Source organism: Pseudomonas sp. B7, from assembly GCF_016735645.1.
Lineage (GTDB): Bacteria > Pseudomonadota > Gammaproteobacteria > Pseudomonadales > Pseudomonadaceae > Aquipseudomonas > Aquipseudomonas glycinae.
Genome location: NZ_JAERRE010000004.1, coordinates 24,934 through 40,067, shown reverse-complemented (window position 1 = coordinate 40,067; position 15,134 = coordinate 24,934). Strand labels below are relative to the sequence as shown.

Sequence of the window (15,134 nt, the reverse complement as noted above, 5' to 3'; positions counted from 1 at the left end):
ATAGCGATCATTGCCGGTCAGTCGGCTTCAGGTGCTTTCGCCGGCTGTTCGGCGAGCTTGTCGGCCAGACGTACGAACGCGGCCAGATCGAGTTGCTCGGGGCGCAGGCTGCCATCGACTCCGGCGGCTTCGATTTCGGCATTGCTCAGCAACTGCTTGAGGGTGTTGCGCAGGGTCTTGCGGCGCTGATTGAAGGCTTCACGCACCACGCGCTCGAGCAGGCGATGATCCTTGGCCGGATGCGGCAGCACCGCGTGCGGTACCAGGCGGACGATCGCCGAGTCGACTTTCGGCGGCGGATTGAATGCGCCCGGGCCGACGTTGAACAGGTGCTCGACCCGGCAGTGGTACTGAACCATGATCGACAGACGGCCCCAGTCACCGCCACCGGGACCGGCGGCCAGACGCTCGACCACTTCCTTCTGCAGCATGAAGTGCATGTCGCGGATGATGCCGGCGTTGTTCAGCAGATGGAAAATCAGCGGCGTGGAGATGTTGTACGGCAGGTTGCCGACCACACGCAGGCTGTTCGGCGCAGCGTTCAGGCTGTTGAAGTCGAACTTCAGCGCATCGCCCTGATGCAGGTTGAAATTGCTCTTGCCGGCGAACTGCTGGTTGAGGATCGGGATCAGGTCCTTGTCCAGTTCCACCACATCCAGCTGTGCGCCGGAGTTGAGGATGCCGGCGGTCAGTGCGCCCTGGCCCGGCCCGATTTCCAGCATGCGGTCGCCGGCCTTGGCATTGATGGAGCGCAGGATGCGGTCGATGACGCCGGCATCGTGCAGGAAGTTCTGGCCAAAGCGTTTGCGCGCCTTGTGTTGGTATTGCTCGGTCATAAACGGGTCTCGGCCATCTGGTAGGCGGTTTCCAGGGCGGTTTCCAGGCTGCCGGTGTCGATCCTGCCGCTGCCGGCCAGATCCAGGGCGGTGCCATGGTCGACCGAGGTGCGGATGATCGGCAGGCCCAGGGTCACGTTGACTGCAGCGCCGAAGCCTTTGTACTTCAGCACGGGCAGGCCCTGGTCGTGGTACATCGCCAGCACTGCGTCACAGTGCTCCAGATATTTGGGGGTAAACAGAGTGTCGGCAGGCAGCGGGCCACGAAGGTCCATGCCCTCGCCGCGCAGGCGCTCCAATGTGGGTTCGATGATGTCGATTTCTTCATGGCCCAGGTGTCCGCCTTCGCCGGCGTGCGGGTTGAGTCCGCAGACCAGGATACGCGGTTGGGCGATGCCGAATTTTTGTTGCAGGTCGGCGTGCAGAATCCGCGTGACCCGTTCCAGGCGCTCCGGCGTGATCGCATCGGCAATGTCGCGCAAGGGCAGGTGAGTGGTGACCAGCGCCACGCGCAAACCGCGGGTGGCGAGCATCATCACCACTTGGGCGGTGTGGGTCAGGTCGGCGAGAAACTCGGTGTGACCGGAAAACGCGATGCCCGATTCGTTGATCACGCCTTTGTGCACAGGCGCGGTGATCATCCCGGCGAAGTCGCCGTTCAGACAGCCATTGCCGGCGCGGGTCAGGGTTTCGAGGACGAATGCGGCGTTGGCCTTGTCCAGTTGCCCGGCGACCACGGGGGCGCTGAGCGGGGTGTCCCAGACGTACAGGCTGTTGGCGGGCGCGGGAGCGTCCGGCCAGTTGTCAGGCGCCACTTCCAGCAAGCTGACAGCCAGCCCCAGCTGCGCGGCCCGCTCTTGGAGCAGGTCGCGGCTGGTGATGGCAATCAGGGGGTGTGGCTGGGCTTGCGAGGCGAGCAGCAGGCACAGGTCGGGACCGATGCCGGCCGGTTCGCCGGGTGTCAGCGCGAAACGCTTGGGTTTCACTGCGCTGCCTGGTCTGCACCAGGGAGTTTGATCTCAACGTACGCTTCGTCACGGATCTGACGCAGCCAGGTCTGCAGCTCTTCGTCGTATTTGCGGTTACGCAGTACGGTCATCGCTTGCTGCTCACGGGCCTGTTCGGTGCTGTCAGTGGCGCGACGGCCAAGGACTTCCAGAACGTGCCAGCCGTACTGGGTCTGGAACGGCTTGGACAGCTGACCCTGCGGGGACTTGGCCATCACGGCGCGGAATTCCGGTACCAGTGCGTTCGGGTCGATCCAGTTCAGGTCGCCGCCGTTGAGGGCAGAGCCCGGATCTTCCGAATACTTCTTGGCCAGTTCGGCGAAATCTTCACCGGCTTCGATGCGGTTGTAGAGCGATTGGGCCAGTTCCTTGGTCTTGGCTTCGTCGCGAACCGGACTTGGCTTGACCAGAATGTGGCGCACATGCACTTCGTCGCGCATCTGGCTCTCGCCACCACGTTTTTCCAGCAGCTTCAGGATGATGAAACCACCCGGAGTGCGTGCCGGTTGAGTGATGTCGCCAGTCGCCATGCTGCTCAGTTCACGGTCGAACGGCGGTGGCAGTTGAGCGGCTTTACGCCAGCCCATATCGCCGCCTTCCAGCGCGTTGTCACTGGCGGAGTTGGCCACGGCCATCTGGCCGAAGTCAGCACCTTGCTTGAGCTGCTGGTAAACCTCCATCGCCTTGCGGGCAGCACTCTGAATCGCTTCGGAGTTGGCGCTTTCCGGGGTCGGAATCAGGATGTTGGCCAGGTGCAGTTCTTCGGACAGTTGCATCTTGCCCAGATCGGAGGCGAGGAAGTTCTTCACTTCCTGTTCCGAGACCTGAATGCGCTCGGCCACGCGGCGCTGGCGCACACGGCTGATGACCATTTCGCGGCGGATCTGCTCGCGAGCGTCCTCATAGGACAGGCCATCACGGGACAGGGCGATACGGAACTGTTCCGGGGTCATGTTGTTGCGCTGGGCAATGGTGCCGACAGCCTGGTTCAGTTCTTCATCGGTGATGCGGATACCGGAGCGTTCGCCGATCTGCAGTTGCAGGTTTTCGACGATCAGGCGCTCGAGCACCTGTTGATCCAGCACGCCCGGAGGCGGCAGACCGCCGCCACGCTTGGCGATGGTTTGCTGAACTTCGTGGACGCGTTGATCCAGCTGGCTCTGCATGACCACATCGTTGTCGACGATGGCCACCACTCTATCGATGGACTGCACCGCGGCGTTGGCCGCGGTACCCAGGAACAGCGCGCCCAGCATCAGCGGGCGCAGACAATCAGAAAGCTTGGTCTTCACGTTGACGATAACCTTGGATGCCTTTGTCGAGGAAGCTCTCTACCTTGGCGCCGGTGAGGCCGCCGAGTCCCTTCAGAACAATTTGGAGGAAGACGCCGTGGTCGCCTTTTTCGTTTTCCGGGGCGTTCTGACTGAATTCGTCATAGCTGACCCAGTAACGGTTGATCAGGCGCAGTTTCCAGCAGCAGTTGTCATATTCGAAACCACCGAAGGCTTCCAGCGTGCGATTGCGGTTGTAGTCGTACTGCCAGCGGCTGATCGCGCTCCACTGCGGAACGATCGGCCAGATGACCGAGAAGTCATGCTGCTGGATCTTGTAGTAGTCCTTCACGTAGCCAGGCTGGCCCGGTGTGCCGTAGTCACCGCCGCCCACCGACCATTTACCGGTGTTCTGGTCGTAACGAACCTGGTCGTTGCGATAGCGATAACCGACGTTGACCACCTTGTTCGGGTTGTCTTCAGGCTGGTAGTGGAGCATTGCACTGCCGGAGCGTGGGCTGCGGCTGTCCGGATCCCAGTTGTAATCGGCAGTGGTGCGCCAGTCGCGGTTCCAGCGGTACTCGTATTCCAGAGCGTACGGCGAAACATTGGAATGCGCGTCGTCGCGGGTCTTCGGATCAATGCCCGGCAACTGGACTTCACGATCCTTGAAGTAGAGTGCCTGACCGATACTGATGCGTTGACGCTCGAAGCCGTCTTCCTCGATCCAGCGGTTGTCGATGCCCAGCGACAGTTTGTTCTCGTCACCGACGCGGTCGGAGCCGGAGAAGCGGTTGTCACGGAACAGCGACGCATAGTTGAAGGTGTATTCGCTGGTATCGAAGACTGGAATGTCTTCCTGGTCTTTCTCGGGTACATAGAGATAGAACAGGCGAGGTTCCAGGGTCTGGCGATAATTCTTGCCGAACCAGGTGGTGTTGCGGTCGAAGTACAGGCCGCCATCGATGCTGGCGATCGGTACGCCACGGTTCTGGCTGCTGCCGAATTCACCGCCGACATAGCGGGTGCCGGTCGCGGCTGCCGCGTTCTGTTGAGCGACGATCTGGCTCTTGCCGGTCCCGTCCAGATCCAGCTGGTACTGGGTGTACTGGTACTTGAGCGATGGCTTGAGGAAACCGTAGGTCCAGTTGAGCGGCAGGCTGACGCTTGGCTTCAGGTTCAAACGATCGCCGTTGGCACGGGCCAGGCCGATGACGTTATTGTCCAGGCGGCGTTCCACAGTGCCGTCTTCATTAACGAAGTTGCCATTTTGCAGGTCACGGTCGAAGCGAACGACCTCGGTCTCGTAATCGAAGTTCAGACCTTCCGGGTGATACGGCAGCTGACCATTGAAGGTGATCTGCGGCAGACGGTCATACGGTGTGATGTTCGATACGGTGGCAAGTTGGTAGGCCTGCGCATTCAGGCGCGCGGTGTAGTTGTCGCCACGATAGGTAACCGAGCCCTGCTGGTTCACGAAGTCGGCGCTCTTCACACCGATCTGATCGGTCTGCAGATCCTGGAAGTAGTACGGATCGCTGATCTTGGTGTAGTCCACCTGGGTGAACACGCGGGAGTCGAGACCACCCTTGTGTTGCCAGTTGTACATGTAGCGATTCTTCTGGTAGTCGGTCTGTTTGCTGCGCTCGGTTTCCTCGTCGTTGAGGAACGCCGCACCGAACTGCCCTTCGCTGGACTTGGTGAGGTAGCGGAATTCGCCCTCCATCAACAGACCGCGTTTAGCCATGTAGCGTGGATACAACGTGGCATCGTAGTTCGGTGCCAGGTTGAAGTAGTACGGGGTCACCAGCATGAAGCCGGTGTCGCTGCCGGTGCCGATGGTCGGCGGCAGGAAACCCGACTGACGACGATCGTCGATCGGGAAGTAAATGTACGGGGTGTACAGGACCGGAATGTCCTTGACCCGCAGCGTCACGTTGGTCGCGGTACCGAAGCCGGTGGCAGGGTTCAGGGTGATGTTGTTGCCCTTGAGCTGCCAGGCGTTGCTGTTCGGTTCGCACGTGGTGTACGTGCCGTCCTTCAGACGGATGATCGCGTTTTCGGCACGCTTGGCGTACAGCGCGTTACCGCGGATGCGCGACTTGTGCATGACGTATTCGGCGTTATCGACCTTGGCTTCACCGGTGTCGAGCTGCACATCGGCGTGGTCACCGACGATCAGCGCGCCGTTGTCGCGAATGCGCACGTTGCCGGCCAGTTCGCCACGGCTTTCGGCCTGATACAGGTTGGCCTCGTCGGCTTCGACCTGCATGCTGCCCTGACGCATGACCACGTCACCGGCCAGACTCGCAACCTGCGAATCCTGCTGATAACGCGACGCCTTGGCGCCGATGAAGGTCGGGGCGTCACTTTTATTCGTCTTGTCATTCATGCCAGGACGAATCGGTTCGATATAGGAACCAGAGCAGTAAGGACCGGTCTCGGCCAGTTGGGCGGCGGTGAGCTTCTCGCGCGGAACCCAGTCGAGGTGACTGTAGTCTTCGCTACGGGATTTCAGGCCACGGCCCTTGGACTCGGTAACCAGTACCGGCTTGGGCCCGGACTCCGCAGTGGAGCCGCTCTCGGCCGGGGCTTCGCCAGCGGCGCTGACGGCACTGCCGTCATGCACGGGACGCGGCGGCAAGGCAGCGGCCGGCGTCTTCGGCGAGCAGGCCCAGCCACCCGTTGCCGAGACGGCGCAGTCATACTGCTCGGCGGCAACAACGAATGAACTGGCCAGAGGTTGCATAGCCAGCAGACTGCCGGTTACCAACAACGGAAATTTTTTACGAAACGCGGGGGATTTCAATGCCATCTTATTAGTCCGGGCTTCCTGCGTGCCATCTGCCCGCGGTGTGGGCCGCACGCCTCTCGATGGTCTGAAAAAGATGCTGGATAATAAAGCATGACCCGCTTGACGGCTAGCGCCGTCGGAGACCCTTGCAATGCCTGATCAAGATGTACGCTTGCAACACCTGAAAGTTTGGCTCGATGAACAGCTGGCAACCCTTTTTGCAGCTCAGGGCTGGGGAGCCGTACCCCCGGCCACGTTGACCGCGGCCAGCAGCGACGCGAGTTTCCGCCGGTATTTCCGCTGGGAAGGCGCCGGTCGCAGTTTCGTCGTGATGGACGCGCCGCCGCCTCAGGAAAACTGCAAACCGTTCGTGGATATCGCTTTTTTGCTGGCGAAATCCGGCATCAACGTGCCGAAAATTTATGCCGAGGACCTCGGACGCGGTTTTCTTTTGCTCAATGACCTGGGCAACAAGACCTATCTGGACGTGATCGACAGCGAAAATGCCGACGCGTTATTCAGCGATGCCTTGCAAGCGCTGCTGGCTTTTCAGCAGCTGCCGATGGTGGCACCACTGCCGAGCTATGACGTCGCGTTGTTGCGCCGCGAGCTGGAACTGTTTCCCGAGTGGTACGTGAAACGCGAGTTGGGCGTCGAGTTCGATGCCACTCAACAGCAGCAGTGGCAAAAGGTCAGTGAACTGCTGATCGACAGTGCCCTGGCCCAGCCGAAAGTGCTGGTGCACCGCGACTACATGCCGCGCAACCTGATGCTCAGCGAGCCGAACCCCGGTGTGCTGGATTTCCAGGACGCTGTGTACGGCCCGGTGACCTACGACGTGACCTGCCTGTTCAAGGACGCCTTCCTCAGCTGGCCTGAAGAGCGAGTGCGCGGCTGGCTGGAAAGCTACTGGCAGCAGGCGTCAGCACTGAACATCCCGGTGCAGCCGGACTTCGAGGAGTTCCTGCGCGCCAGCGACCTGATGGGCGTGCAGCGTCATCTGAAAGTCATCGGAATCTTCGCCCGCATCTGCCATCGCGACGGCAAGCCGCGTTACCTCGGCGATGTGCCGCGGTTCTTCTCTTATATAGAAGCGGTCATCGCGCGCCGTCCCGAGTTGGCGGATTTGCAGGCACTGCTCGCCAGCCTGCGTGGTGGAGCGACGGCATGAAGGCAATGATTCTGGCGGCCGGCAAAGGCGAGCGCATGCGCCCGCTGACCCTGACCACCCCCAAACCGCTGGTGCGAGCCGGCGGCGTGCCGCTGATTGAATATCACCTGCGTGCCCTGGCCGCGGCCGGTTTCAACGAGATCGTGATCAACCATGCCTGGCTCGGACAGCAGATCGAAGATCATCTGGGCGATGGTTCGCAATTCGGCGTGTCGATCCAGTACTCGCCTGAAGGGGAACCTTTGGAAACCGGCGGCGGAATTTTCCGCGCCTTGCCGCTGTTGGGCGAAGACGCGTTTCTGGTGGTCAACGGTGACATCTGGACCGATTACGACTTCAGCGTGCTGCATCAGCCGATCAACGGCCTGGCGCATCTGGTGCTGGCGGACAATCCGGCGCATCACCCGACAGGGGATTTCACCCTGACCGACGGCCTGGTGCGTGATGGCCAGGCCGATTTGGCAACCCTGACCTACAGCGGCATAGCCGTACTGCATCCGCAGTTGTTCGACGGCTGCCGCGACGGTGCCTTCAAACTGGCGCCGCTGTTGCGTAAAGCCATGGCGGACGGGCAGGTGACCGGCGAGCGGTTGAAGGGGCACTGGGTCGATGTCGGTACGCACGAGCGTCTGGCCGAAGCTGAAGCCTTGATAGAAGCGAGTCGCTGATATGTTGTGGCCAGGGACTCTGATTGGAGCCGGAGCGGGTTTTGCTATCGCCAGCATTCCGGGGGCCATGCTTGGGGCTTTGTTGGGGCAGGCGCTGGATCGGCGCCTGCATTTGCAGAGCTGGGGGCATTTGCGGGAAAAACTCGGCGGCCGGCCGATGCTGCGCAACGACGAATTGTTGTTTGTGTTGCTCGGGCGTCTGGCCAAGAGCGACGGGCGGGTCACGGACGGTCACATTCAGCAGGCGCGGCAGGAGATGCGCGCGCTGGAAATGAGCGAACCGGCACAGCGCCGTGCGATTGCCGCGTTCAATCGCGGCAAGTCCGGCAACGACAATCTGCGCGGTTATCTGCGTCGCTTGAGTGCTCAACCCCATGCGGCTGAAGGTGTATTGCGCGCCTGCTGGCGAATGGTCTGGGCCGATGGCCGGGCCGGCGTCAGCGAGCGAGAATTGCTGGCGCAGTGGGGCAAGTGGCTGGGCTGGACGACCCATCAGATCCAGGCGCTGGCGGCGGACTACGAGCCGCACAAGCGTCCGATCGTCAGCGCGGCGGTGAGCTATCAGGAGGCGATGCGCCTGCTCGGTGTCTCAGCCACCAGCGAACCGGCGCAGATCAAACGTGCCTATCGACGCCTGCTCAGCCGGCATCACCCGGACAAGGTCGCCGGGACGGGTGCCACGCCGGCGCAGGTGCGTGAGGCCACCGAGAGGACCCGCGAATTGCACAATGCCTACACGTTGATTCGCGAACGGCGGGATTTTCGTTAGGCATAAAAAAATCGCAGCGTCGGGCTGCGATTTTTTTTGTCTGCGTTTTGACGGTCCGGACTATTAGTCTGGGCTCTGCGGATTCAGCCAGCCACGCACCCGGCGGAACAATTGCTCCTGTTCGGCCTTGTTGTCCGGCAAGGCCTTGAGTGCGACCTGACTGAACGCGGACGTCTTCAGTCGCTTGCTCGCCTGCAGGCGCTCCAGTGCCGCGTTGCGGTCCAGCGCTTTATCCATGTAGAAAATGTCCGCCGTCGGCAGCTTCAGGGTCGGCGTCAGTTCCACCAGCTCCGGTTTGGCCTTGGCCGGGGTCTGCGCGGCCACCAGCAGCAGCTTCTCGACCTGCGAGCTCTGTCTCTCGCTCATGTAGCGCGCCGCCCAGTAAGCGCCGGTGCCATGACCGAGCACGACGATGCTGCGCGCGCTCTGTTGTTCGGCGTAGGCCAGCGCGGCGTCGATGCGGGCGAAGATTCGCTCGGCGTCGGCCTTGGACTGTTCCTCGGTGGATTCAGCCACGACCTTGTCGGCCACATCGGCTTCGCCACCGGCGGCTTGTTCGATCGGCTCGGCGGTGGTCGAATCCTTACTGCCCGGGTCGACGGTTTTCGGCGCGGCGGGTGCTTCGACCACGCGCGGTGCGATGGCATCGCTTTGCAGATCGGGCAGTGTGATACTCAGGCTGCTCCACTCGACGTCCGGCAACTTGCGGCGCAACGGGCTGATCGCCTGGGGCCAGTCGGCGGTTTCGCCGGCGCCGGGAATGAGGATCACCGCTCCTTTGGGTTCGGCGGTGTTGGCCGGTTTCCACAGGGCGAGGAAGGTGTCGCTGCCGGCTTGCAATTGCTGTTGTTCCTGGGCCGGAACCTTGCGTTCGAGTGCCGCGGCTTCTTCCTGACTACGCTCAAGCAGAGGCTGGCGTTCGACCGGTTTTTCTTCGGTGGCTTTTTCTGCGGCGGGGGCGGATGCCGGATCCGCGGCTTCGACGGAAAACGCACAAGGCAGGATCAGCGACAGGCACAATGCTGGCATTGCCAGGCGATAGACAGGGGGCATCGGTTATTCCAGGCCAGAAGTTATCCCGGCAGCCTAATGGGTTGGTCAGAATTTGTCAGTGTATGAGACTTCAATGATGCGTTTTTGCTGCCTGTGGGTTATCGGCTGTCTGGCGTTTCCCTTGATGGGCTGGGCGGCGCCTGCGCCCCCGAGTCACCTCGCACGGTTGTCGGCGAGCGAACAACAGTGGCTCGCACAGCACAATGAATTGCGCGTGGGCCTGGTGTTGCAGGCGCCGTACGCGCAATACGACCGGCGCTTGCAGCGGCTGTCGGGGGCCAACGTCGAGGTGATGAAGGCATTGGCGAGGGCGCTGAATGTCGAGCTGAGCTGGCGCAACTTTCAGGATCTGGCCCAACTCGAGGCCGCTGCCCGGGACGGCGAGATCGACATCGCTCCGGGCCTGACCCAGACCCCGGGCGGGCTGCGTCTGTGGCAGTTCTCCGACCCGTACATGCGCGTGCCGCAACTGGTGGTCAGCGACCAGAAAAGCAGCGCGACCGTGGAGCTGGAAAAACTCGACAGCCAGACCCGCGTCGCCGTGCGCATGCCCGGCGTCACCGCCGATTACCTGCGCGGCAACTATCCGCACCTGAATCTGCAAGGCGTACCGATGGAGCGTCAGGCGCTGCAACTGTTGCTGAGTCAGCAGGCGTCCTACGCGGTGGTCGATGAGGCGCAGCTCGGTCGACTGTCGGCGGAGCCGGAGTTTGCCGGGCTGGTGGTGGTCGGTGATATCGGTCTGCCGCAACTGCTGCGCATCGGCACCCGCCGCGACTGGCCGGAACTGGCCGGAATCGTTGAAAGCGCCCTGCGCGCAATCCCGGCCAAGGATCTGGAACGCCTGCATGCGCAATGGCTGCAACCCAAGTATCCACGGCTTTCCGAGTCGCCGGGCTTCTGGCAGAACCTGAGTCTGTTGTTCGCAGTGTTGCTGCTCAGCTGCGTGGCCATCGTGTTCTGGCAACGCCGCCAGCAACGCAGTCTTGAACAACGTTTGTTCGACGCGCGTGAAGACATCGCCCTGCGTGCCGCCAGCGAAGAAGCCCTGCGCCTGACCCAGTTTTCCATCGATCAGAGCACCGTCGGCATTCTCTGGGTCAACTGGGACAGCCATGTGCGCTACGCCAACCGTGCGGCAGAAAACATGCTCGGTTATCCGCAGGGCGCCATCATCGATCGACCGTTGATCGACTTCGAACCGGGCCTGCACATGGATCGCTGGCTCAACCTGTGGAAGCGCGCCCGGGCCAGCGAAGAAGGGCCGCTGAGTTTTGAAACCAACTGCGTGCGGGCCGATGGCAGTGTGCTGCCGGCCGACGTGTCGCTGAGCTTCCTGCGATTTCGCGATGGCGAGTACCTGGTGGTTTACCTCACCGATGTCACCGAGCGCCGTCGTGCCCTGGCGGCGTTGCAGGAAAGCGAGGCGCGGCTGCAAGGCATCGCGGCCAATGTGCCGGGGCTGGTGTTCCGTCTCGAGCGCGCACCGGTCACCGGGCAGATCGACTTTGCCTACATCAGCGAGGGCAGCGAAAGTCTGGTCGGCTACGCGCCGGCCGCCATCGCCCATCGCGACATGGGCTTGCGCAGTCTGGTGCATCCGGATGACCGGGCCGCCTATCACCAGACCCAGGATCAGGCGCTGGACACCGACAGCGACTGGTCGTGGCAGGGCCGAATTCTCACGCGTCAGGGCGAGCAGCGCTGGGCCGAAATCAAGGCCATCACCCGTCAGCTGGAAGGCGGGTCCTATGTCTGGGACGGCATCGTCTGGGACATCACCGAAAGCAAACGCATCGAACTGGAGCTGGCGGCCTCCCGTGAACAATTGCGCGAATTGTCGGCGCATCTGGAAAGCGTGCGGGAAGAGGAAAAGGCGCGCATCGCCCGCGAGGTTCACGATGAGCTGGGGCAGATGCTGACGGTGCTGAAACTGGAGACGTCGATGTGCGAACTGGCCTACGCGCAACTCGACCCAGGCCTGAACGAGCGGCTGAACAGCATGAAGCGCCTGATCGCCCAGTTGTTCCAGTTGGTGCGCGATGTGGCGACGGCATTGCGCCCGCCGATCCTCGATGCCGGGATCGCCTCGGCCATCGAGTGGCAGGCGCGGCGGTTCGAGGCGCGCACGCAGATTCCGTGTCTGGTGCAGGTGCCGGACAACCTTGCACCGCTCAGCGACGCCAAGGCCATCGGCCTGTTCCGCATTCTTCAGGAGGCGTTGACCAACGTCATGCGCCATGCCCAGGCGCATACTGTAGAACTGACGCTGACGCAGGAAGGTGACGAATTGTGTCTGACGGTCAGCGATGATGGCGTAGGATTTGTCGCCGCTGCCGGCAGGCCGACATCCTTTGGGCTGGTGGGCATGCGCGAGCGGGTGTTGATCATGGGCGGGCAGCTGTCACTCGACAGCGAACCGGGCGAGGGCACCACGCTGAGCGTGCGGGTGCCACTGGATGAGGAGAAGTAAGTGATCCGTGTACTGGTAGCCGAAGACCACACCATCGTTCGCGAAGGCATCAAGCAATTGATCGGCCTGGCCAAGGATCTGCAAGTGGTGGGGGAGGCGAGCAATGGCGAGCAGTTGCTGGAAACCCTGCGCAACGTGCCCTGCGAAGTGGTGCTGCTGGATATCTCGATGCCCGGCGTCAACGGGCTCGAAGCGATTCCGCGGATCCGCGCGCTGAACCATCCGCCGGCGATTCTGGTGCTGTCGATGCACGACGAAGCGCAGATGGCCGCCCGGGCACTGAAGATCGGCGCCGCCGGGTATGCGACCAAGGACAGTGATCCGGCGCTGCTGCTGACGGCAATTCGCAAGGTCGCTGCAGGTGGGCGTTACATCGACCCGGAGCTGGCCGACCGCATGGTCTTCGAAGTCGGCCTGACCGATGCGCGGCCGCTGCACTCGTTGCTGTCGGAGCGCGAGTTCTCGGTGTTCGAACGGCTGGCGCAAGGCGCCAACGTCAACGACATCGCCCAGCAATTGGCCCTGAGCAGCAAGACCATCAGCACCCACAAGGCGCGGCTGATGCAGAAACTCAACATCACTTCGCTCGCCGAGCTGGTGAAGTACGCGATGGAACACAAGCTGCTCTGAGCGACATATCCATTAGCGACAGGCGCTTTTGCCGGTTCTGGCGGCTTGAGCCCCGACCCATGCGCCGGGTTTGCCAAAACGCGCCATCCGTGTAGGGCAATCCCTACCCCCGGCCTTCCATCCGGCTGAGGCGATTCTCTCCTGCGCCCCGATTTGCGTGACTGCAAGCAGCCACTAGGCTTACTCCCACAGCAGTCATCAATAACAAAGGTGTGGGTATGAGCCAGGTCGAATCAAACGCAGGGGCCAGCGATGTGCTGGTCAGCTTTCGTGGAGTGCAGAAGAGCTACGACGGCGAGAACCTGATCGTCAAAGACCTCAACCTGGACATTCGCAAGGGCGAATTCCTCACCTTGCTCGGACCGTCCGGCTCCGGAAAGACCACCAGCCTGATGATGCTCGCCGGTTTCGAGACGCCGACCGCCGGCGAAATTCTCCTTGCCGGGCGGGCGATCAACAACGTGCCGCCGCACAAGCGCGACATCGGCATGGTGTTCCAGAACTACGCGCTGTTTCCGCACATGACCGTCGCCGAAAACCTGGCGTTTCCGCTGACCGTACGCGGCCTGAACAAGAGCGACGTCAGCGACAAGGTCAAGAAAGTCCTGAGCATGGTTCAGCTCGACGCGTTCGCATCGCGTTATCCGGCGCAGTTGTCCGGCGGCCAGCAACAACGTGTAGCACTGGCCCGTGCGCTGGTGTTCGAGCCGCAGCTGGTGCTGATGGACGAACCCCTCGGCGCCCTCGACAAACAACTGCGCGAACACATGCAGATGGAAATCAAACACCTGCACCAGCGCCTTGGCGTAACCGTGGTCTATGTGACCCACGACCAGGGCGAAGCCCTGACCATGTCCGACCGCGTCGCCGTGTTCCACCAGGGCGAGATCCAGCAGATCGCCCCGCCGCGCACCCTCTACGAAGAACCGAAAAACACCTTCGTCGCCAACTTCATCGGCGAGAACAACCGCCTCAACGGTCGCCTGCTCAGCCAGAACGGCGAGCGCTGCGTGGTCGAGCTGGGGCGCGGGGAAAAGGTCGAGGCGCTGGCGGTCAACATCGGCCAGACCGGCGAACCGGTCACCCTGTCTATCCGCCCCGAGCGCGTCAGCCTCAACGGTTCGAGCGACCAATGCGTCAACCGCTTCTCCGGGCGGGTGGCCGAATTCATCTATCTGGGCGACCACGTCCGGGTGCGCCTGGAAGTCTGCGGCAAGACCGACTTCTTCGTGAAACAACCGATTGCCGAGCTCGATCCTGCGCTCGCAGTCGGTGACGTGGTTCCGCTTGGCTGGCAGGTCGAGCACGTTCGCGCGCTCGATCCTCTTCTAGAGGCGCACTGAGACGCCCCGCAATACCAACACCAACCCTGCACGTGGAGAGAACAATAAATGTTGAGATCCCTGAAGTTCACAGCCCTGACCCTGGGCCTGATGGGTGCGGCAAGCGCAATGGCCGCTGGGCCGGATCTGACCGTGGTGTCGTTTGGCGGGGCGAACAAGGCGGCGCAAGTCAAAGCCTTCTACGCACCGTGGGAAGCAGCGGGCAACGGCAAGATCGTCGCCGGCGAGTACAACGGTGAGATGGCCAAGGTCAAAGCCATGGTCGACACCAAGAGCGTGTCCTGGGATCTGGTCGAGGTTGAATCGCCGGAGCTGTCCCGTGGCTGCGACGAAGACATGTTCGAACAACTGGATCCTGCGCTGTTCGGCAAATCCGAAGATTACGTCAAAGGCGCGATCCAGCCGTGCGGCGTGGGCTTCTTCGTGTGGTCGACCGTGCTGGCCTACAACGCCGACAAGCTGAAAACCGCACCGACCAGCTGGGCGGATTTCTGGGACACCAAGAAATTCCCGGGCAAGCGCGGCCTGCGCAAAGGCGCCAAGTACACCCTCGAATTCGCACTGATGGCCGACGGCGTTGCGCCGAAAGACGTGTACAAGGAACTGGCCAGCAAGGGCGGTCAGGATCGCGCATTCAAGAAACTGGATGAGCTGAAACCGAACATCCAGTGGTGGGAAGCCGGCGCTCAGCCGCCGCAATACCTCGCTTCCGGTGACGTGGTCATGAGCTCGGCCTACAACGGTCGTATCGCTGCGGTGCAGAAAGAGTCCAACCTGAAAGTGGTGTGGAACGGCGGCATCTACGACTTCGACGCCTGGGCCATCCCGAAAGGCCTGGACGCCAAGCGCGCCGAAGCGGCGAAGAAATTCATCGCGTTCTCGGTGCAGCCACAACAACAGAAGACCTACTCGGAGAACATCGCCTACGGCCCGGCCAACTCTCAGGCAGTGCCATTGCTGGACAAGGCGATCCTGAAAGACATGCCGACCACCCCGGAAAACATCGCCAACCAGGTGCAGATCGATGTCAGCTTCTGGGCTGACAACGGCGAGCAACTGGAGCAGCGCTTCAATTCCTGGGCTGCGAAGTAAGGCTGATGCATACGCGGCGTCACCCCC

At 62.0% G+C, this 15,134-nt stretch carries 12 protein-coding genes; 7 read left to right on the top strand and 5 right to left on the bottom strand.

The annotated features are described in order from the left end of the window. Positions 1 to 17: 17 nt before the first annotated feature. The 4 genes from rsmA to JKA62_RS11160 are packed head-to-tail and all read right to left on the bottom strand — an operon-like array spanning position 18 to position 5,929. Positions 18 to 836 (bottom strand): 16S rRNA (adenine(1518)-N(6)/adenine(1519)-N(6))-dimethyltransferase RsmA, encoded by an 819-nt coding sequence (rsmA, locus tag JKA62_RS11175; protein WP_011336208.1) that lies wholly within the window; start codon positions 834 to 836, stop codon positions 18 to 20. Further along, positions 833 to 1,822 carry a 4-hydroxythreonine-4-phosphate dehydrogenase PdxA gene (gene pdxA, locus JKA62_RS11170; RefSeq protein ID WP_011336207.1) on the bottom strand — a complete coding sequence of 330 codons (990 nt, stop codon included), beginning with the start codon at positions 1,820 to 1,822 and terminating at the stop codon, positions 833 to 835. Before pdxA ends, rsmA begins: the two co-directional genes overlap by 4 nt. Further along, on the bottom strand, positions 1,819 to 3,135 hold the full coding sequence (gene surA / locus JKA62_RS11165) for a peptidylprolyl isomerase SurA (protein ID WP_041475441.1): 1,317 nt from the start codon (positions 3,133 to 3,135) through the stop codon (positions 1,819 to 1,821). Before surA ends, pdxA begins: the two co-directional genes overlap by 4 nt. After that, on the bottom strand, positions 3,116 to 5,929 hold the full coding sequence (locus JKA62_RS11160; RefSeq protein WP_011336205.1) for an LPS-assembly protein LptD: 2,814 nt from the start codon (positions 5,927 to 5,929) through the stop codon (positions 3,116 to 3,118). The genes surA and JKA62_RS11160 overlap by 20 nt, the downstream gene beginning before the upstream one ends. 130 nt (positions 5,930 to 6,059) lie before the next feature. On the opposite strand from JKA62_RS11160, the gene JKA62_RS11155 reads away from it, so the two are divergent. The 3 genes from JKA62_RS11155 to JKA62_RS11145 are packed head-to-tail and all read left to right on the top strand — an operon-like array spanning position 6,060 to position 8,516. After that, entirely contained in the window at positions 6,060 to 7,079 is a 1,020-nt protein-coding gene (locus tag JKA62_RS11155) for an aminoglycoside phosphotransferase family protein (RefSeq protein ID WP_201817805.1), read from the top strand. Continuing rightward, positions 7,076 to 7,747 (top strand): N-acetylmuramate alpha-1-phosphate uridylyltransferase MurU, encoded by a 672-nt coding sequence (gene murU, locus JKA62_RS11150; protein ID WP_201817804.1) that lies wholly within the window; start codon positions 7,076 to 7,078, stop codon positions 7,745 to 7,747. Before JKA62_RS11155 ends, murU begins: the two co-directional genes overlap by 4 nt. Position 7,748: 1 nt before the next feature. Next, entirely contained in the window at positions 7,749 to 8,516 is a 768-nt protein-coding gene (locus JKA62_RS11145; protein ID WP_007959923.1) for a TerB family tellurite resistance protein, read from the top strand. Between the two features lie 63 nt (positions 8,517 to 8,579). On the opposite strand, the gene JKA62_RS11140 is transcribed toward JKA62_RS11145, so the two are convergent. Then, the gene (locus JKA62_RS11140; protein ID WP_011336202.1) at positions 8,580 to 9,569 is read right to left on the bottom strand and encodes an alpha/beta hydrolase family protein; all 990 of its coding nucleotides are present in this window, start codon (positions 9,567 to 9,569) and stop codon (positions 8,580 to 8,582) included. 73 nt (positions 9,570 to 9,642) lie between these two features. Here JKA62_RS11140 and JKA62_RS11135 point away from each other — a divergent pair, with 73 nt between their 5' ends. The 4 genes from JKA62_RS11135 to JKA62_RS11120 all read left to right on the top strand — a co-directional run bounded on the left by JKA62_RS11135 (position 9,643) and on the right by JKA62_RS11120 (position 15,107). Further along, a complete protein-coding gene (locus JKA62_RS11135) occupies positions 9,643 to 12,042 on the top strand; it encodes a PAS domain-containing sensor histidine kinase (RefSeq protein ID WP_011336201.1) in 2,400 nt (799 codons plus the stop codon). Next, complete coding sequence (locus JKA62_RS11130; RefSeq protein ID WP_011336200.1) at positions 12,043 to 12,672, top strand: response regulator; 630 nt, start codon at positions 12,043 to 12,045, stop codon at positions 12,670 to 12,672. It begins immediately after the preceding gene. 218 nt (positions 12,673 to 12,890) lie between these two features. After that, on the top strand, positions 12,891 to 14,015 hold the full coding sequence (locus tag JKA62_RS11125) for an ABC transporter ATP-binding protein (protein ID WP_007959931.1): 1,125 nt from the start codon (positions 12,891 to 12,893) through the stop codon (positions 14,013 to 14,015). Between the two features lie 48 nt (positions 14,016 to 14,063). Continuing rightward, positions 14,064 to 15,107 (top strand): ABC transporter substrate-binding protein, encoded by a 1,044-nt coding sequence (locus JKA62_RS11120; RefSeq protein WP_007959933.1) that lies wholly within the window; start codon positions 14,064 to 14,066, stop codon positions 15,105 to 15,107. Positions 15,108 to 15,134: the final 27 nt, after the last annotated feature.

What these genes read in the sequence shown, in the direction of transcription:
- rsmA (WP_011336208.1), bottom strand. Translation starts at nt 836, where the DNA reads ATGACCGAGCAATACCAACACAAGGCGCGCAAACGCTTTGGCCAGAAC.
- JKA62_RS11160 (WP_011336205.1), bottom strand. Translation starts at nt 5,929, where the DNA reads ATGGCATTGAAATCCCCCGCGTTTCGTAAAAAATTTCCGTTGTTGGTA.
- JKA62_RS11155 (WP_201817805.1), top strand. Translation starts at nt 6,060, where the DNA reads ATGCCTGATCAAGATGTACGCTTGCAACACCTGAAAGTTTGGCTCGAT.
- murU (WP_201817804.1), top strand. Translation starts at nt 7,076, where the DNA reads ATGAAGGCAATGATTCTGGCGGCCGGCAAAGGCGAGCGCATGCGCCCG.
- JKA62_RS11145 (WP_007959923.1), top strand. Translation starts at nt 7,749, where the DNA reads ATGTTGTGGCCAGGGACTCTGATTGGAGCCGGAGCGGGTTTTGCTATC.
- JKA62_RS11140 (WP_011336202.1), bottom strand. Translation starts at nt 9,569, where the DNA reads ATGCCCCCTGTCTATCGCCTGGCAATGCCAGCATTGTGCCTGTCGCTG.
- JKA62_RS11135 (WP_011336201.1), top strand. Translation starts at nt 9,643, where the DNA reads ATGATGCGTTTTTGCTGCCTGTGGGTTATCGGCTGTCTGGCGTTTCCC.
- JKA62_RS11125 (WP_007959931.1), top strand. Translation starts at nt 12,891, where the DNA reads ATGAGCCAGGTCGAATCAAACGCAGGGGCCAGCGATGTGCTGGTCAGC.
- JKA62_RS11120 (WP_007959933.1), top strand. Translation starts at nt 14,064, where the DNA reads ATGTTGAGATCCCTGAAGTTCACAGCCCTGACCCTGGGCCTGATGGGT.